Here is a 15,842-nt window from a genome sequence, read left to right as displayed (position 1 = left end):
CTCACCCCGGCCGCCCGGTCTGCTCCCGGGCCACCGCCCGGGGATCCCGGGTGCCCGGCCGCTGCGGGAAGAACCGCCGGAAGGCGAGGTAGAGCACCACGTCGCCGGCGAGCGTGCTCTCGTTGCGCAGCATCGACGAGATGCCGTGCGCCCGGCCGGTGACGAGCCGGTCGAAGAGGTCGGCGCTGCCGAACCAGTAGGCGTCCGCCGGCCCGGTCTCCCTCGTGACCCGGGCCGAGCCGGGGGCCATCTCGACCCGCCAGTGCTCGCTGTGGTCGCCGGTGGTGAGCCGGAACTGGATCGTGCCGCGCACCGGGCCGCGCAGGACGGCGGGGGCGCGCGCCGGCAGCGACGCGAAGAACCGCTCCGTCGCCTCGGTCGTCTCCCCGGTCACAGGGGAGATCGTAGGCAGCGCGGGGGACGAACCGGGTGGTTATCGACACTCAGTAGACGAGTGCCCGCGTGCCCTCGGCCATCGCCTCCTCGACGAAGACCGCCGCCCCGGCGATCCGCACCCCGGGCAGCACGTCGCCGGGGCCGATGTCCCGCCGGGCCGCGCACTGGGTGCAGGCGGTCACCCGGCCCGTCGTCAGGATCACGTGCAGCAGCTCGCCCAGCGGCGCGGAGTGCGGCAGCTCGAACTGCTGCGCCCGCCCCGGCAGCGCGAACCAGGTCGATTCCCCGGTCAGCCAGAGCGACACGTCCACCCCGGCGGCGGCGGCCGTGGCGGCGACGGTGAAGGCCTGGGCGCACCGCTCCGGGGCGTCGGCCCCGGCGGTCGCCTTGACGACGAGAGAGCGGGCCATGGGGCCCAGCATAGGATGGCCGGGATGGTTACCGAGATCGGGTTCGTCAGCCTGCTGGTCGCCGGCCTGGGCGCGCTCGCCGGTGGCCTGGTCTACGCTGCCGTGCGCATCTCGAGAGGACGTTGGTGACCTGGTGAGCGACGAGAACCCCCTCCAGCCGCCGTGGCTGAACGCGCCCCCGGTCGATGAGTACCCGTACGAGGAGAGCCACGACCTGCGCGTCGGCCCGAAGCTCCACCCGACGCTGGACGGCCTGCTGCCGTACGTCGGGGTGTGGCGCGGCCGGGGCCGGGGCGGCTACCCGACGATCGAGGACTTCGACTTCGCCCAGGAGATCCGGATCAGCCACGACGGCCGGCCGTTCCTGCACTACGAGTCGCGGGCGTGGATCCTCGACGAGCAGAGCCGGCCGGTGCGCCCCGGCGGCCGGGAGATCGGCTGGTGGCGTCCGGTGCTCGGCGACGACGGCCGGGCCACCGACGAGCTGGAGGCCCTCATGTCGGTGCCGACGGGCGTGATGGAGCTGCACATCGGCAAGCGCAAGGGCACCCAGGTCGAGTTCGTCACCGACGCCGTGGTGCGCACCGCCACGGCCAAGGAGGTCACCGCCGGCCACCGCCTCTTCGGCATCGTCGAGGGCGCTCTGCTCTACGCGCAGGACATGGCCGCCGTGGGCCACTCCCTGACCCCGCACCTCTCGGCCCGCCTGATCCGCGTCGCCGGCTGACCCGGGCTGTGCCGGCCCGGCCTCCCTGCCCGCCAGGCCCGGCCTCCCTGCCCAGCCCACCAGCCCCGGCCGCCGCCGTCCGCGCACTCAGCGGGGATGGGCCAGCAGAGCCTGGGCGGCGTCGGTGTGCGCCGAGCGCGGCAGGCGCACCCCGTCCAGGGTGTGCACCGGGGCCAGGCCGCGCAGGGACGAGGTGAGCCACACCCCGTCGGCGGCGCGCAGCCCGGCCGGGGTGACCATGCGCTCCTCGGCGGTCAGGCCCAGCTCGGCGGCGTACCCCAGCAGCCAGGCGGCGGTCACCCCGGGCAGGATGCCGGTGGCGTCGGCCGGCACCGTGCACAGGGCGCGCCCGGCCACCCAGACGACGTTCGCGGTCGGCCCCTCCAGGGCGTAGCCGTCGGTGGAGACCCACAGCGCGTCGTCCACGCCGTGCCCGGCGGCCCAGCGGCGGGCGGCGGTGCTCACCGCGTACGACGTCGACTTGACGCCGACCGGCAGCCAGCCCAGGGCGGGGCGGGCGGTGGCGGCCACGCCCAGCGGCAGGGTCGCCACGGAGATCCCGCCGCGCCGGGCCTGCCGGGCGGCGGCCGGCACCCCGGCGAGCGTGGCGTGCGCCGACGGCGGCCCGCCGCCCTCCGGCCCCCGGGTGCACACCAGCCGCAGCGCGCCCTCCGCGTCGACCGGCCAGCCCGCGCAGACCTCCTCCAGCAACCCGGCCAGCACCCCGGCCGGGGGCAGCGGCAGGCCGATCCGGGCGGCCCCCCGGGCCAGCCGGGCCAGGTGCTCGTCGCGCAGCCACGGCCGCCCGCCGCGTACGTGCATGGTCTCGAAGAGCCCGTCGCCCTGGAGCGCGCCCAGGTCGTCGCCGCGCAGCACCGGCTCACCGGCTGGCACGACGCCCCGCCCCAGCACCGCGACCCGCGCGTGCGCCCCGCTGCCCGCCGCCGTACCGCCCGCCACCTCCGTCACGACCGGTGAGCCTAGTCGCGTACCCCCGTGGCGGCCGGCGCGTCGCGGCGGCCGCACTATGATCGGACGGTGTCCGAGTCATCCCTCGCGGAAGTGCTCCGCGCCCGTGGGCTGCGGCTGACGGCGCAGCGGCAGCTGATCCTCCAGGCGGTGCTGGATCTCGGGCACGCCACACCGGAGCAGGTGCACACCGCCGTGCGCGAGGTCGCCGCCGGGGTCAACATCACCACCATCTACCGCACGCTGGAGCTGCTGGAACGCCTCGGCCTGGTGACCCACACCCACCTGTCGCACGGCTCGCCCACCTACCACGCGGCCGGCGAGCACCAGCACGTCCACCTGGTCTGCCGCGAGTGCGGCGCGATCGACGAGATCGACCCGGAGCTGCTCGGGCCGCTGGCCGACCGGCTGGTCGCCGAGCGCGGGTTCCGGGTGGACATCGGGCACGTGGCGCTGTTCGGCGTCTGCGGCCGGTGCGGGGAGGAGCCCGTGGGCGAAGGCGTTCCGGGCCGGGGCGAGGACGGGGAGCGGCAATGATCGACATCGCGGGAGCGGTGGCCACCGACGCCATCGACGAGGAGACCCGGGACCAGCCGGAGCCGGCGCACCGGGCGGCCGGGGTGCGGCCCGTCGCCGCCCACTACGGCGACCCGCTGCGGGAGCAGCGCGTCCTCGACACCGCCGTCGGCCTCGTCGACCGGTCGCACCGGGGCGTCGTCGCCGTGCCCGGCGAGGAGCGCATCGGCTGGCTGCACACCCTCACCACCCAGCACCTCGCCGCCCTGGCCCCGGGCGAGGGCACCGAGCTGCTGGTGCTCTCCCCACACGGCCACGTCGAGCAGCACGCCATGGTCGCCGAGGACGGCGACACCACCTGGCTCGACACCGAGCCCGGGGCCACCGGGGGCCTGCTGACGTACCTGGAGAAGATGCGGTTCTTCAGCAAGGTCGAGCCGCGCGACGCCACCGCCGAGCACGCCCTGCTCTCGCTGGTGGGGCCGGAGGCGACCGGGGCGCTCGCCACGCTGGGCGTGACCGGGCTGGCCGCGCCCGACGCCGTCGCGGTGCCCGGCCCGAAGTTCCGCGCCGGCGAGCTGCCGCCCCGGCCCACCGTCCGCTACGCGGTCGCGCCGCTGCCCGGCGGCGGGTGGGCCCGCCGGGGCCCGCTGGGCGTGGACCTGCTGGTGCCCCGCCCCGCCATGGACGGGGTCGTCGCCGAGCTGCGCGCAGCCGGGGTGCCGCCGGTGGGGCTGTGGGCGTACGAGGCGATCCGGGTGGCCGCCCGGCGGGCCCGGGTCGGGGTGGACACCGACCACCGGACCATCCCGGCCGAGGTGGACCTGATCGCCCCGGCGGTGCACCTGGACAAGGGCTGCTACCGGGGCCAGGAGACGGTGGCCCGGGTGCACAACATGGGCCGGCCGCCGCGTCGCCTCGTCCTGCTGCACCTGGACGGGGTGACCACCGACCGGCTGCCGGCCGCCGGCACGCCGGTGACCCTCGACGGCCGGGCGGTCGGCTTCGTCGGCACGGCGGTGCTGCACCACGAGCTTGGCCAGGTCGCGCTGGCGGTGCTGAAGCGCAACGTCCCCGACGCCGCCCGCCTGCTCGTCGGCGACTCGGCCGCCGCCATCGAGTAAGGAAGGGCCCCCTGTTAACGCTTTCTGTATAGGAAGGGCCCCCTCCTAACACCGCAGCCGGCGCGCAGTCGCACCGCAGCCGGCGCGCGGGCGGGGAGCGAGCGGCGCGCGGCGTTGCGACCGGCTGGCGGACGGGCGCGTCCGCTGGGGGAGCGCGCGCCGTCGACCGGGCCCCCGCCGGGCGTCTAGGATCGCCGGCATGACGACAGGGACGTTGATCACGGTTGCCCCCACCGGCGCGGAGTCGGCCAAGGCGGAGGTCCCGGCGCTGCCGGTGACCCTCGACGAGCTGCTGCTGACCGCCAAGGAGTGCGAGGCGCTCGGCGCCGCCGTGATCCACGTCCACATCCGCGACGACGAGGCCCGGCCCACGCTCGACCAGGGGCGGCTGCGGGAGACCGTGGCGGCCCTGCGCGAGGGCACCGACCTGATCGTGCAGCTCTCCACCGGCGGCGCGGTCACCGACCCGGAGGCCGACCGGCTGGCCGTGCTGGACGCCGGGCCGGACATGGCGTCCTGCACCATGGGCACGCTCAACTTCGGCGACGACGTCTTCCTCAACCGCTGGGAGTTCATCGTCGACCTGCACACCCGGATGCAGGAGCGCGGCATCGTGCCCGAGTACGAGATCTTCGACCTCGGCCACCTGACCGCCCTGCAACGGCTCCTCGGCAGGCACGGGCTGCCGCACGGCGGGCACGTGCACGTCGACTTCGTGATGGGCGTGCCGGGCGGCATGCCGGGCACCACGGCGACGCTTGCCGCCGCCCACCAGGCGCTGCGCGACCTGCCGGAGGGCACCACGTTCTCGGCCACCGGCATCGGGCGCAGCACCATCCCGGTGCTGCTGGCCTCCCTGTCGGCCGGCGGGCACCTGCGGGTCGGCATGGAGGACACGGTGACGTACGCGAAGGGCCGGCCGGTCGAGTCGAACATGCAGCTCGTCGCGCGGGCGGTGGGCTTCGCCCAGCTCGCGCAGCGCCCGCCGCTGACCACCGCCGAGGCCCGCGCCCTGCTCGGCGTCGCGCCCCGCTAGGCCCCGGGCGGGCGGCGCGCGCCGGTAAGCCCCGGTCCAGCCGTCGCCCCTGTCGCGGCTCGGGCGACTGCGCTGGTCACCCGCGTTTCGTCGCCCGTCGGCCCCTCGGTACCGTCCACCGTGTGACGAAGACCTACTCCGGTGGCGTGCCGCTGGCCGAGGTGGTCCGTTCCGGGTTCGTGGAGGGGCTGCACCGCGGCTCGGTGGTGGTGCTCGACGCGGCCGGCGCGACGGTCGCCGCCGCCGGGGACGTGGCGTCCCCGGTCTTCCCCCGCTCGGCCAGCAAGCCGATGCAGACGGTCGGCATGCTCCGCGCCGGGCTGCCGCTGACCGACCCGGCCGACGTGGCGATCGTGTCGGCCAGCCACGCCGGGGAGGAGTTCCACGTGGCCCGGGTCGGTGCGCTGCTGGCCGGCGCCGGGCTGGACGAGTCCGACCTGGGCTGCCCGCCCGACCTGCCGATGGGCGAGCTGGCCCGGGAGGCGGTGCTGCGCGCGGGCGGCGGGCCGACCCGGGGCCGGATGAACTGCTCCGGCAAGCACACCGGCATGCTGCTCACCTGCCTGGCCGCCGGCTGGCCCCGGGCGGGCTACCGGCAGCCGAAGCACCCGTTGCAGCGCGCGCTGAGCTCGGCCGTCCAGGAGTGCGCCGGGGAGCCGGTGGCGGCGGTCGGGGTGGACGGCTGCGGCGCGCCGGTGCTGGCCGTGTCGCTGACCGGGCTGGCCCGCGCGTACCTGCGGCTGGTATCCGCCGGGCCGGGCTCGCCCGAGCGGACCGTCGCGGACGCCATGCGGGCGCACCCGGAGCTGGTCGGCGGCACCTGGGCCGAGGACAGCCGGCTGATGCGCGGCCTGCCCGGCGCGCTTGCGAAGATCGGCGCGGAGGGGGTGATCGCCGCCGCGCTCCCGGGGGTCGGCGCGGTCGCGCTGAAGATCGACGACGGGGCTTCGCGGGCCCGGATGCCGGTCCTGGTCTCCGCGCTGCGCCGGCTGGGCGTCCGGGCGTCCGTCCTCGACGAGTACGCCGAGCTGCCGCTGCTCGGCGGCGGGATCCCGGTCGGGGCGGTCCGCCCGGTCTGGTGACGGCGATAGGAAGGGCCCCTTGTTAACAGACGTCTGTTAACAAGGGGCCCTTCCTTGCACCTCACCGCAGGAAGTCCAGCAGGGCGTCGTTGACGGCGTCCGGCCGTTCCAGGGGGAGCAGGTGCCCGGCGTCCGGCACGTCCGGCAGCCGCACCGCGCCCGGCACCTCGGCGGCGATCCGGTCGGCGAGCCGGCCGATGTCCGGCACGTCGGCGGCCCCGGCGGCCACCAGCACCGGTACGCGCAGCTCGCCGAGCCGCTCGATCGCGGGCGGGTCGAGTTCGGCCCCGTCGACGGCGCTCAGCGCCAGCTCGGCCGCGAGCGCCCGGCGGTCCATCTCCTCGGCGAACCGGACCAGCTCCGGGTCGACGTCCTCGGGGCGGCGGGCCGGGCCGACCACCCAGAACCGCACCTCGCCTGCCGCCGTGGCCGCGAAGTCCTCGGGGTCCGTCTCGCCCACCAGGTCGTCCCAGAGGTCGTTGGCCTCGTCGGACCACTCGCTGCCGCTGACGGCCGTGCCGAACAGGGCGAGTGCGTCGACCCGATCCGGGTATGCGAGGGCGGTGTCCAGTGCCACGGCCCCGCCGAAGGAGCACCCGACGAGGGCGGCCCGGGGCAGTCCCAGGGCGTCCAGCAGGCCGACCACGTCGTCGTGGTGGGCGAACGGGTCGGTGGGCAGCTCGGAGTCGCCGTAGCCGCGCAGGTCGACGGTGATCACGCGGTGCCGGGTGGCCAGTGCGGGCACCTGTTCCCGCCACATGCGCCGGTCGGCGATGCCGGCGTGCAGCAGGAGCACGGGCGTTCCGTCACCCGTGTCGTCGTACGCGAGGTTCGCGCCGTTGATCTCGATCTTCGTCACCTCGGGGAAGGTACGGACCGGACGCACGGCGCGCAACAGATTCACGTCGGGCGGCGCTGACCAGGGGCGTGAGACCTTGCTAACTCTGGTTAGCGTTTTGCTTGCAGCAGCTAACGGGGCCGGTTAGCGTGGGGCCATGGCCACTCCCAAGGACCTACCCGACGTCGGCGGGTTCATCCGTGACCTGCGGCGCAACGCGAAGATCTCGCTGCGGCAGCTCGCCGAGCAGGCGGGCGTCAGCAACCCGTACCTCAGCCAGATCGAGCGGGGCCTGCGCAAGCCCAGCGCCGAGGTGCTCCAGCAGCTCGCCAGCGCGCTGCGGGTCTCCACCCCGGCGATGTACCTGCGGGCCGGCCTGCTCGACGACAAGGAGGGGCAGGGCGTGCTCGCCGCCATCGCGGTCGATCCCGACCTGACGATGGCGCAGAAGCAGTCCCTGACCCAGATCTACGAGACGTTCCGCCGGGAGAACAGCCGGCTCGCCGAGGCGACGGCCGCCACCGAGGCCGCCGAAGCCGCCACCGAGGCCGCGGAAGCCGCCACCGAGGCCGCGCAGGCCAGCACCGAGGCCACCGCCCAGGCGGCCGAAGCCGGCCCGGCCGGCACGAACACCACAGCGGCCCCGGCCACCGGAGCCCCGGCCACCACGGCGGACCCGGCGGCCCCGTCCGCGCCGGGGGTCGCCCCGGAGGCCCCGGGCACGCTGACCCCGGCCGCGACCGGGCCCACCACGCCGGAGGGCACCCCGACCGAGGCGGTCCTGGAGTCGGTCGCCGTCACCGAGGCCGGCCCGGCGCCCGCCCCGCCCAGCAGCACGCCCGCGAGGAAGGCCGCCGAGAAGGCGACCGCCGTCGAGACCGAGCAGACCGCCGCCGCGGTCGAGGAGGAGAAGTCATGAGCCCGAAGACCAACCGCATCCCGGCCCCGCTCTACGCCGCCGCCGGCGCCGGCGACCTGGCCCTGGAGCAGCTCCGCAAGCTGCCCACCGTGGTCACCGACCTGAGCGGCAGGGTCGCCGCCGACCTGGGCGGCAAGGCCGTCGTGACCGGCTTCGAGCTGCGCCAGAAGGCCACCGAGACCCTGCGTACGGCCAACCAGACCGCCGCCGAGCTGCGGGGCCGGTCGGTTCCGGCCGAGCTGAACCGGCTGCGCGAGGCGGCCGACGTCAACCGCCTGCGCGAGGCCGCCGACCTGAACCGCCTGCGCGAGGTCGCCGACGTCGACCGGCTGCGCGAGCTGGCCGACCTCGACCGGCTGCGCGGGCTGGCCGCCCGGAACGCGGCCGTCGTCGTCGCCGGTGCGCAGGCCGCCCAGGAGCGGGCCCTCGCCGCGTACGCGGAGCTGGTCGCCCGTGGCGAGCGGGTGGTCGGCGCCGGCGTGCTGGAGGCCGCCGACACCGTCAACGCCGACATCGCGGCGACCGAGGCCGACCTGAACCCGGCCCCGGCCGCCCCCGCCGCGCCCGCCCCGGCGGCGAAGGCCGACGTCCCGACCCCGGCCGACGTGGCCGAGGTCGTCGAGGCCAAGCCGGCCGCCGCGCGGACCCCGCGCACCCGCGCGAACAAGGCGACCGCGACCAAGGCGACCGCGACGAAGGCGACCGGGGCCAAGGCCAGCACGACCAAGGCGGCCGGGGCCAAGACCAGCGCGAAGACCGCTGCCAGGGGCGGCACCGGTGCCGGCCCCAAGGCCGAGGCCACCGACGGCCCGACCTCGGAGGCCACCGACACCCCGTCGGCCAAGCTGCCCAAGGCCATCCGGCGGACCCGCCCGGCCGCCGAGTAGCCGACCTGGTCCGCGCAACCCGGGGTTGACCGCCGCGGCCCGCGTTTCCCGGCGCGCCGCGGCCCGCGTTTCCCGGCGCGCCGCGGCCCGCGTTTCCCGGCCCGCCCCGGTCTGCGGCCCGCCCCGGCCTGGCCCGCGATCCCGAGCCCGGCCCGCGCCGCGACCGGCGGGGCGGCCAGCCCGGGAGAGACGCCGCACGACCCCGGAGACGTCCTGGCGGACGGATCCGGGGTCGTCGGCATAAGCTTGCCGGCATGGCCATCGCCGCGCCGATCTTCGCTTTCCAGGTCCAGTATTGGATCACCATGCTGCTGCTGGTGTTCGCCCTCGTCATCGAGGGGGTGGCGCTCGTGCACGCGATCACCCAGCGCGGCGAGGGCTTCGCCGCGATCGGCACCCTGCCCAAGGGCGGATGGATCGCCATCCTCGCGGTGTGCCTGGTGCTCACGCTGTTGACCAACAACGTGCTGAACATCTTCGGCCTGATCGGCATCGCCGCTGCCCTGATCTATCTGCTGGACGTCCGGGTCGGGCTGCGTGACCTGCACGACGGCCGGGGATCCTCCTGGTGAGAGGGTTCCGCTGGCCACCGCCGCCGGACGGCGGGCCACGGACCTGGGGCCCCGGCCCCGGCGCCCCGCGTACGGGCCGGCCGGCCCTGCCCGAGCCGGAGACCGAGTTGGTCGCCACCCCGCACGGGGCACGCCTCGAACAGCTCGTCACCGGAGCCGGCGATCCCGTCACCGTGTTCGCGCACGGGCTGGGCAACGGCATCGCCACCACCCGCCCCTTCGGCAGCGGCGTCGCCGGCCGCAAGGTCTTCTTCCAGTTCCGGGGGCACGGCCGCTCCGACGCGCCCCCCGGCCCGTGGACCTACCTCGACCTCGCCCGGGACCTGCGGGCCGTCGCCGACCTCGCCAACGCCACCCGGGCGTTCGGCGCGAGCCTCGGCGCGGGCGCGCTGTGCCGGCTGCTCGCCGAGAGCCCGGAGCGCTTCGACCGGCTGGTCTTCTTCCTGCCGGCGGCGCTCGACCAGCCCCGCACCCCGGCCGCCCGGGAGCGGATCGCCGCCCTGATCGAGGCGGTGGAGAGCGGGGACGCCTCCGCCGTCGCCGACGTCGTCTCGGCCGAGCTGCCGCCCGCCGTGCGCAACACGCCCGCCGGGTGGGCGTACCTTCGGCAGCGGCTCGACCACCTGCTGCGCGACGGCCTGGCGGCGGGCCTCGCCGACCTGCCCGACCAGGCCCCGCTGGGCGACCGGGCGGAGCTGGCCGCGGTGACCGCCCCGGCCCTGGTGCTCGCCTGCGCGGGCGACGACCTGCACCCGGTCGAGGTCGCCGAGCAGCTCGCGGCCGCCCTGCCCCGCGCCACCCTCCACGTGTACGACCGCCCGGGCGTGCTCTGGTCGGAACGCGCCGACCTGCGGGAGCGGATCTCGGGGTTCCTCAACGGCTGACGCCGGCCGCCGGGGGTGTCAGCCGTCGGCCGCCCCGACCGGCGGCAGGTGGGCGGCCCGCACGTCGAGCAGCCAGCGCTCCACCGTCGCCTCGTCGGGCCGCTGCGGCAGCGGCGTACGCGTCGTGTCGAAGGCGTGTTCCGCCTCGGCGAGCAGGTCCCGCGCCTCCGCCAGTTCCCCGCCGGCCACCCGCTCCCCGAACGCCCGGAACCGCTCCGGGTCGGCCAGCCGGATCTCCAGCACGCCGGTGGCGTAGAGCCGCCGGCCCTGGTGCACCAGCCGGGCCAGGTGCCGGGCGTGCTTCGCGGTCCGCCGCCGGGTGTCCGCCGAGAACGTCCCGTCGCCCCGCGACGCCAGCTTGCGGAACTGCTGCGCGGCGTACCCGAGGTAGGCGTCGCGGACCCGGGGCGCGCTGAGGAACGCCGACCGGATGCCGATCAGCCGGTCGCCCAGCGCGGTGCGCGTCTCGTAGCAGTCGTCGGGCAGCCACATCAGCTCGGTGGCGGTCGGGTTGCCGCCCAGCGCCAGCCGGGCGTACTTGCCGGCCTCGTGCAGGGTGACGTCCGGGTCGGTGGTGACCACCGACTCCCGGGGCGGGCGCAAACCGTGGAAGGCGACGGTCGGCGCGGCGAACACCCCGATCCGGTCGACGTCGGAGCCGGGCCGGGCCAGCCCGTACGCCACCGAGCCGACGATCCCGGAGAGCAGCAGGCGCATGAGCCGATCATGACGCAGGACACCCGTTCGCGAAACCGGACTTCGGCTGTCAGGTATCGCTGTCAGGGTCGACGCATGACAACGAAACCCCTGACCGGGAGGGTCGCGCTCGTCGCCGGGGCGACCCGGGGCGCCGGCCGGCAGATCGCGATCCAGCTTGGCGCGGCCGGGGCGACGGTGTATGCCACCGGCCGCAGCAGCCGCACCGCCGGTCGCTCCGAACTCGACCGGCCGGAGACCATCGAGGAGACCGCCGAGCTGGTCACCGCCGCCGGCGGCACCGGCATCGCCGCCCGGGTCGACCACCTCGTGCCCGAGCAGGTGCGCGACCTGGTCGCCCGCATCGACGCCGAGCAGGGCCGGCTCGACGTGCTGGTCAACGACGTGTGGGGGGCCGACCCCCTGATCACCTGGGAGAAGCCGGTCTGGGAACAGCCCCTCGACGCTGGCTTCCGTACCCTGCGGCTCGCGGTCGACACCCACGTCATCACCAGCCACTTCGCGCTGCCGCTGCTGATCCGCCGCCCCGGCGGGCTGGTGGTGGAGATCGGCGACGGCACCCGGGAGTACAACGACGCCCACTACCGGCTGTCGGTCTTCTACGACCTGGCCAAGACCTGCGTGAACCGGCTCGCCTTCACCCAGTCGCACGAGCTGGAGCCGCACGGCGGCACCGCCGTCGCGCTCACCCCCGGCTGGATCCGCTCCGAGTTCATGCTGGAGCACTTCGGCGTCACCGAGGCCAACTGGCGCGACGGCGCGGCGACGGACCCGCACTTCCTCATCTCGGAGACCCCGGCGTTCGTCGGGCGGGCCGTCGCCGCGCTGGCCGCCGACCCCGACCGGGCCCGCTGGAACGGCAGGTCGACCTCCAGCGGCGAGCTGGCCCGGGTGTACGGCTTCACCGACCTCGACGGCAGCCGACCCGACGCCTTCCGCTACCTCGACGAGGTGGTGCACGGCGGCAGGCAGGCCGACGCCGCCGACTACCGCTGACCATCGCCCTCCGGCCCGGCGTGCTCCCACCCGTCGCCCGCCTACCCGTCGCCCGCCCGCCCGGGGCCCTCCCGTCCGCCGCCCGGCCCGCCGTACAGCGCGGCGAGCCGGGCGGCGGCAGCGGCCACCCGCCCCCGCAGCTCCGGCGGATCGAGCACCTCCGCCTCCGGCCCGAGCCGCAGCGCCAGGTGGTACGCCACGTCGACGGACTCGATCGGCAGCCAGGTGACCACCCAGCCGTCCCCGTCGGGCGCACCGGCGGCGGCCGTCGCCTCGGCGTACGCGAAGGGTGCCTCCGGGGCGCTGCGGAGCTCGCGCAGGCCGGCGGGGCTCAGCCGGACGCGGACCCGGGTCCGCTGCATGCTGCGCAGGAACGCCTCGGCCTGCCCACGCCAGTATCCGCCGAGGTCGAAGCGCTCGTCGCGGTCGAACGTCTCCCCGCCCGGGGCCACGTCGACCACCCGGTCGACCCGGTACGTGCGCGTGTCGTCGCCGACGCGGGCGACCAGATACCAGGTCCCGCTCTTGAGCACGAGCCCGTACGGCTCGACCCGCCGGACGACCTCGCCGTCGCCGCGCCGGTAGCGCAGCTCGACGACCCGGTCGCCCCACACGGCGCGGGCCAGCTCGGCCAGCCGGGGCGGCGGCGACGCGTCGCGGAACCAGCCCGGCACGTCCAGGTGGAACCGCTGCCCGGCGCGGGCGGGCGCGTCGCGCAGCGCGGGCGGCAGCGCGGCCAGCACCTTCAGCTCGGCCGAGGCGACCGCGTCGGCCAGCCCCATGTCCCCCGCCGGCCCGGGCAGCCCGGCGAGGAACAGCGCCTCCGCCTCGTCCCGGGTGAGCCCGGTCAGCCGGGTCCGGTAGCCGCCGAGCAGGCGGTAGCCGCCGGCCCGGCCCCGGTCGGCGTAGACGGGCACCCCGGCGGCCGACAGCGCCAGCACGTCCCGGTACACGGTCCGCTCGGAGACTTCCAGCTCACGGGCAAGCTCGGCCGCCGTCATCACCCCCCGCGCCTGAAGCAGCAGCACCACCGAGATCAACCGCGAGGCTCGCACCCGCCCATTGTGTAAGGAAGGGCCCCCTGTTAACGCCTGCGGTATAGAAGGGAACCCTTCTCACTCCGCCCCGCGTTGCTTGGCGGGGCGGGCGGGACAGGCGCGGTTAGGCTCAGCGGTCGTGAACGTACCCAGCAGCATCACCGCGCCGGTGACCGGCGCCGTCGGCCGATTCTTCTCCGGGGTCGGGCTGCTCCTGCGCGGCATCGGCCTGTACGTCCGCAGTCCCGGCCTGATGCTGCTCGGCATCGTGCCGGCGCTGATCTCCGGAACCCTCTTCGTGGCCGCCTTCGCCACCCTCGTCTACTTCGTGGACGACCTGGCCGCGCTGGTCACCCCGTTCGCCGACGACTGGTCCCGCACCGCCCGCAGCCTCGTCCGGGTCGTCGCCGGCCTGGCCTTCCTCGGCGTCGGCGGGCTGCTCGGGGTGCTCACCTTCACCGCCGTGACGCTGGCCATCGGCGACCCGTTCTACGAGAAGATCTCCGAGCGGGTCGAGGAGCGCCTCGGCGGCACGCCCGGCGCGGTGGAGGCGCCGTTCTGGGCGTCGCTGCGCCGCAGCATCGTCGACTCGCTGAGGCTCGTCGCGATCTCCGTACTCGTGGGTATTCCGCTCTTCGCGGCCGGCTTCATCCCGGTGGTCGGGCAGACCGTCGTGCCGGTGATCGGGGCGGCGGTCGGCGGCTGGTTTCTCGCGCTGGAGCTGGCGGGGGCCCCGTTCTACCGCCGCGGCATGCGGCTGCCCGACCGCCGGACGTTGCTCAGGGCCGACCGGCCGACGACGCTGGGCTTCGGGGTGGCGGTCTTCGTGTGCTTCCTGATCCCGCTCGGCGCGGTGCTGGTCATGCCGGCGGCGGTGGCCGGCGCGACCCTGCTCACCCGCCGCGCGATGGGCCAGTCCATCGAGCCGCCGGGCCGCCCCGTCGAGAAGCGGTGACGTGGAGGTCGACCCTGCCGCGTGCACGCCCCGCCGGAGGTGGCGAGAAGGGAACCCCTCTCTACCGTATGCGTTAACAGGGGGCCCCTCCTTGCACCTATCCTTAACCGGACGAAAGGTGCGATAAGGGATGCCTCGCGTGTGGGCCGACCGGTTCAGGTCCGCGGTCTCGGCGACCGCGGCCTGCCTGCTGCTGCTCGGGGTCGCGGGCCTGCCCCGGCGCGAGGCCCGGCCCGGCCCGTCGACCGCCCGCCCGCCCGTGCCGCCGGTGCCGCCCGCGCCCCTGCCCGGTCCGCGCACGACGATCCGGCTGGACCCTGCCGACGCGCCGGTCCGGGCGGCCGGGCGCGACCCGGCCTGCGCCGAGGGCCTGGGCGGCGGGCCCTATCCCGACGAGGACGTGTGGATGTTCGGCCTGCCGGCCGGCGCGGCCGTCGCCCGGTTCGTCGCGGTCACGCCCGAGTTCGTCGCCCCGGACCGGGAACGCGTCGCCCTCACCGTGCCCACCGAGGCCGGCGTGCTGACTGTGGACGGGGCCGGGGGCAGCGCGGCGTGGCTGCGCCTGCCCGCCGGCTGGACCCTGACGGGCGGCTCGGCGGCGATCGCCGGGGACGCCGGCTCCTTCGCGCTCGCGGCGGTCTGCCCGGCGTCCGCGCCACCGCCGTCGTCGTCGTGACCGGCCCGCCCGGCGCGAACCCCACCACGCCCCGCCGGAGGTGGTGAGAAGGGGACCCCTCTCTACCGTATGCGTTAACAGGGGGCCCCTCCTTACGCCGAGGCGCGCAGGACCAGCTCCGTGGGCAGCACGAGGGCCGGCTCGACGTCCTCGCCGGCCGCGATCCGCAGGAGCTGGCGGGTCGCCTGCCGGCCCAGGTCGACGATCGGCTGCCGCACGGTGGTCAGCGGCGGGTCCGTGTACGCGGCCGTCTCGATGTCGTCGAACCCGATCATCGCCACGTCGGCGGGCACCCGCCGCCCCGCCTCGCGCAGCGTCCGCATGGCGGCGTGCGCCATCAGGTCGGAGGCGGCGAAGACGGCGTCCAGATCGGGGTGGGCGGCGAGGAGCTGCCGCATCGCCGCCGCCCCCGACTCCCGGGTGAAGTCGCCGTACGCCACCCGTTCCGGCAGCCCCGCCTCGGCGACGGCCGCCCGGTAGCCGGCGAGGCGTTCCACCCCGGCGAACATGTCCTGCGGACCGGCGATGGTGGCGATGCGCCGCCGCCCCGAGTCGAGCAGGTGCCGCACCGCCCGGGTCACCCCGCCGACGTGGTCGACGTCGACGTACGGCACGCCGACGTCGCCGAGGAACCGCCCGCTGCACACCACGGGGATGCCGAGCCCGGCCAGCCGGGCGGGCAGCGGGTCGGCCCCGTGCAGCGAGGCGAAGACGACCCCGTCGACGTGCCGCCCGGTGGTGTACCGCTCCACCCGGGCGTGCCCGGCCGGCGAGCCGGCGAGCATCAGCACGAGCTGCTTGTCGGCGGCCTCCAGCTCCTGCGCGACGCCCCGGATGATGCTCGGGAACACCTGGTCGTCGGAGAAGACCCGGGTGGCCTCCTCGGGCAGCACGAGGGCGATGGAGTCGGTCCGCTGGGTGACCAGGCTGCGGGCGGCGAGGTTCGGCACGTACCCCAGCTCGGCCACGGCCTGGCGGACCGCCTCCCGGATCGGCTCGGCGACGGTGGTGGAGCCGTTCACCACCCGCGACACGGTCGCCCGGGAGACGCCGGCCCGCCGGGCCACCGCCTCCAGGGTCGGCCGCTGGGCCGTCGTCATC

General features: G+C 76.0%; 20 protein-coding genes. 13 read left to right on the top strand and 7 right to left on the bottom strand.

What is annotated here, in order from left to right; translation table 11 throughout:
- Position 1: 1 nt before the first annotated feature.
- Both O7633_RS15840 and O7633_RS15835 read right to left on the bottom strand, forming a co-directional pair.
- A complete protein-coding gene (locus tag O7633_RS15840) occupies positions 2 to 394 on the bottom strand; it encodes a hypothetical protein (RefSeq protein WP_282328329.1) in 393 nt (130 codons plus the stop codon).
- Between the two features lie 49 nt (positions 395 to 443).
- The gene (locus O7633_RS15835) at positions 444 to 818 is read right to left on the bottom strand and encodes a DsrE family protein (protein WP_282328328.1); all 375 of its coding nucleotides are present in this window, start codon (positions 816 to 818) and stop codon (positions 444 to 446) included.
- A 12-nt stretch (positions 819 to 830) separates the two neighbouring features.
- Between O7633_RS15835 and mtfM the strand changes: the two genes are divergently transcribed.
- Together mtfM and O7633_RS15825 are read left to right on the top strand one after the other, a co-directional pair.
- Positions 831 to 935, top strand: a complete 105-nt coding sequence (gene mtfM, locus O7633_RS15830; protein ID WP_278129622.1) for a small membrane protein MtfM — start codon at positions 831 to 833, stop codon at positions 933 to 935.
- Between the two features lie 4 nt (positions 936 to 939).
- Entirely contained in the window at positions 940 to 1,533 is a 594-nt protein-coding gene (locus tag O7633_RS15825; RefSeq protein ID WP_282328327.1) for an FABP family protein, read from the top strand.
- Positions 1,534 to 1,620: 87 nt separating this feature from the next.
- Here O7633_RS15825 and O7633_RS15820 read toward each other — a convergent pair whose 3' ends face one another.
- Entirely contained in the window at positions 1,621 to 2,493 is an 873-nt protein-coding gene (locus O7633_RS15820) for an aminotransferase class IV (protein WP_282328572.1), read from the bottom strand.
- Between the two features lie 78 nt (positions 2,494 to 2,571).
- On the opposite strand from O7633_RS15820, the gene O7633_RS15815 reads away from it, so the two are divergent.
- The 4 genes from O7633_RS15815 to O7633_RS15800 all read left to right on the top strand — a co-directional run bounded on the left by O7633_RS15815 (position 2,572) and on the right by O7633_RS15800 (position 6,260).
- On the top strand, positions 2,572 to 3,039 hold the full coding sequence (locus O7633_RS15815; protein WP_278129618.1) for a Fur family transcriptional regulator: 468 nt from the start codon (positions 2,572 to 2,574) through the stop codon (positions 3,037 to 3,039).
- Complete coding sequence (locus O7633_RS15810) at positions 3,036 to 4,142, top strand: folate-binding protein (protein ID WP_282328326.1); 1,107 nt, start codon at positions 3,036 to 3,038, stop codon at positions 4,140 to 4,142. Before O7633_RS15815 ends, O7633_RS15810 begins: the two co-directional genes overlap by 4 nt.
- A 199-nt stretch (positions 4,143 to 4,341) precedes the next feature.
- Positions 4,342 to 5,178: a 3-keto-5-aminohexanoate cleavage protein gene (locus O7633_RS15805; RefSeq protein ID WP_282328325.1), complete on the top strand. Its 837-nt coding sequence runs from the start codon at positions 4,342 to 4,344 to the stop codon at positions 5,176 to 5,178.
- A 122-nt stretch (positions 5,179 to 5,300) separates the two neighbouring features.
- Positions 5,301 to 6,260 carry an asparaginase gene (locus tag O7633_RS15800; RefSeq protein WP_282328324.1) on the top strand — a complete coding sequence of 320 codons (960 nt, stop codon included), beginning with the start codon at positions 5,301 to 5,303 and terminating at the stop codon, positions 6,258 to 6,260.
- Positions 6,261 to 6,321: 61 nt separating this feature from the next.
- On the opposite strand, the gene O7633_RS15795 is transcribed toward O7633_RS15800, so the two are convergent.
- Complete coding sequence (locus tag O7633_RS15795; RefSeq protein ID WP_282328323.1) at positions 6,322 to 7,119, bottom strand: alpha/beta hydrolase; 798 nt, start codon at positions 7,117 to 7,119, stop codon at positions 6,322 to 6,324.
- Positions 7,120 to 7,255: 136 nt separating this feature from the next.
- Here O7633_RS15795 and O7633_RS15790 point away from each other — a divergent pair, with 136 nt between their 5' ends.
- The 4 genes from O7633_RS15790 to O7633_RS15775 all read left to right on the top strand — a co-directional run bounded on the left by O7633_RS15790 (position 7,256) and on the right by O7633_RS15775 (position 10,360).
- On the top strand, positions 7,256 to 8,017 hold the full coding sequence (locus O7633_RS15790; protein WP_282328322.1) for a helix-turn-helix transcriptional regulator: 762 nt from the start codon (positions 7,256 to 7,258) through the stop codon (positions 8,015 to 8,017).
- Complete coding sequence (locus O7633_RS15785; RefSeq protein WP_282328321.1) at positions 8,014 to 8,904, top strand: hypothetical protein; 891 nt, start codon at positions 8,014 to 8,016, stop codon at positions 8,902 to 8,904. The genes O7633_RS15790 and O7633_RS15785 overlap by 4 nt, the downstream gene beginning before the upstream one ends.
- A 254-nt stretch (positions 8,905 to 9,158) precedes the next feature.
- Positions 9,159 to 9,476, top strand: coding sequence for a DUF2516 family protein (locus O7633_RS15780; protein ID WP_043965247.1), 318 nt, complete (start codon positions 9,159 to 9,161; stop codon positions 9,474 to 9,476).
- A complete protein-coding gene (locus tag O7633_RS15775) occupies positions 9,473 to 10,360 on the top strand; it encodes an alpha/beta hydrolase (RefSeq protein ID WP_282328320.1) in 888 nt (295 codons plus the stop codon). Before O7633_RS15780 ends, O7633_RS15775 begins: the two co-directional genes overlap by 4 nt.
- 18 nt (positions 10,361 to 10,378) lie before the next feature.
- On the opposite strand, the gene O7633_RS15770 is transcribed toward O7633_RS15775, so the two are convergent.
- Positions 10,379 to 11,077: a nucleotidyltransferase domain-containing protein gene (locus O7633_RS15770; protein ID WP_282328319.1), complete on the bottom strand. Its 699-nt coding sequence runs from the start codon at positions 11,075 to 11,077 to the stop codon at positions 10,379 to 10,381.
- Positions 11,078 to 11,152: 75 nt separating this feature from the next.
- On the opposite strand from O7633_RS15770, the gene O7633_RS15765 reads away from it, so the two are divergent.
- Complete coding sequence (locus tag O7633_RS15765) at positions 11,153 to 12,073, top strand: SDR family oxidoreductase (RefSeq protein ID WP_282328318.1); 921 nt, start codon at positions 11,153 to 11,155, stop codon at positions 12,071 to 12,073.
- A 41-nt stretch (positions 12,074 to 12,114) separates the two neighbouring features.
- Here the strand turns inward: O7633_RS15765 and O7633_RS15760 are convergent, their stop codons facing one another.
- Positions 12,115 to 13,128, bottom strand: a complete 1,014-nt coding sequence (locus tag O7633_RS15760; RefSeq protein WP_282328317.1) for a YafY family protein — start codon at positions 13,126 to 13,128, stop codon at positions 12,115 to 12,117.
- A 121-nt stretch (positions 13,129 to 13,249) separates the two neighbouring features.
- Between O7633_RS15760 and O7633_RS15755 the strand changes: the two genes are divergently transcribed.
- Complete coding sequence (locus tag O7633_RS15755; protein ID WP_282328316.1) at positions 13,250 to 14,065, top strand: EI24 domain-containing protein; 816 nt, start codon at positions 13,250 to 13,252, stop codon at positions 14,063 to 14,065.
- Positions 14,066 to 14,195: 130 nt separating this feature from the next.
- Positions 14,196 to 14,741: a hypothetical protein gene (locus tag O7633_RS15750; protein ID WP_282328315.1), complete on the top strand. Its 546-nt coding sequence runs from the start codon at positions 14,196 to 14,198 to the stop codon at positions 14,739 to 14,741.
- A 92-nt stretch (positions 14,742 to 14,833) separates the two neighbouring features.
- On the opposite strand, the gene O7633_RS15745 is transcribed toward O7633_RS15750, so the two are convergent.
- Complete coding sequence (locus tag O7633_RS15745) at positions 14,834 to 15,841, bottom strand: LacI family DNA-binding transcriptional regulator (RefSeq protein WP_282328314.1); 1,008 nt, start codon at positions 15,839 to 15,841, stop codon at positions 14,834 to 14,836.
- Position 15,842: the final 1 nt, after the last annotated feature.

This window comes from Micromonospora sp. WMMD712, assembly GCF_029581295.1.
GTDB classification, from domain to species: Bacteria; Actinomycetota; Actinomycetes; order Mycobacteriales; family Micromonosporaceae; genus Micromonospora; species Micromonospora carbonacea.
The sequence above is the reverse complement of the archived record's forward strand: the minus strand, read 5'-3'. Positions and strand labels throughout refer to the sequence as shown.

Bases quoted from the DNA above. Each gene is read 5' to 3' on its own strand.
- O7633_RS15765 (WP_282328318.1), top strand. From the start codon at position 11,153: ATGACAACGAAACCCCTGACCGGGAGGGTCGCGCTCGTCGCCGGGGCG.
- O7633_RS15780 (WP_043965247.1), top strand. From the start codon at position 9,159: ATGGCCATCGCCGCGCCGATCTTCGCTTTCCAGGTCCAGTATTGGATC.
- O7633_RS15810 (WP_282328326.1), top strand. From the start codon at position 3,036: ATGATCGACATCGCGGGAGCGGTGGCCACCGACGCCATCGACGAGGAG.
- O7633_RS15785 (WP_282328321.1), top strand. From the start codon at position 8,014: ATGAGCCCGAAGACCAACCGCATCCCGGCCCCGCTCTACGCCGCCGCC.
- mtfM (WP_278129622.1), top strand. From the start codon at position 831: ATGGTTACCGAGATCGGGTTCGTCAGCCTGCTGGTCGCCGGCCTGGGC.
- O7633_RS15835 (WP_282328328.1), bottom strand. From the start codon at position 818: ATGCTGGGCCCCATGGCCCGCTCTCTCGTCGTCAAGGCGACCGCCGGG.
- O7633_RS15750 (WP_282328315.1), top strand. From the start codon at position 14,196: ATGCCTCGCGTGTGGGCCGACCGGTTCAGGTCCGCGGTCTCGGCGACC.
- O7633_RS15790 (WP_282328322.1), top strand. From the start codon at position 7,256: ATGGCCACTCCCAAGGACCTACCCGACGTCGGCGGGTTCATCCGTGAC.
- O7633_RS15805 (WP_282328325.1), top strand. From the start codon at position 4,342: ATGACGACAGGGACGTTGATCACGGTTGCCCCCACCGGCGCGGAGTCG.
- O7633_RS15770 (WP_282328319.1), bottom strand. From the start codon at position 11,077: ATGCGCCTGCTGCTCTCCGGGATCGTCGGCTCGGTGGCGTACGGGCTG.
- O7633_RS15745 (WP_282328314.1), bottom strand. From the start codon at position 15,841: ATGACGACGGCCCAGCGGCCGACCCTGGAGGCGGTGGCCCGGCGGGCC.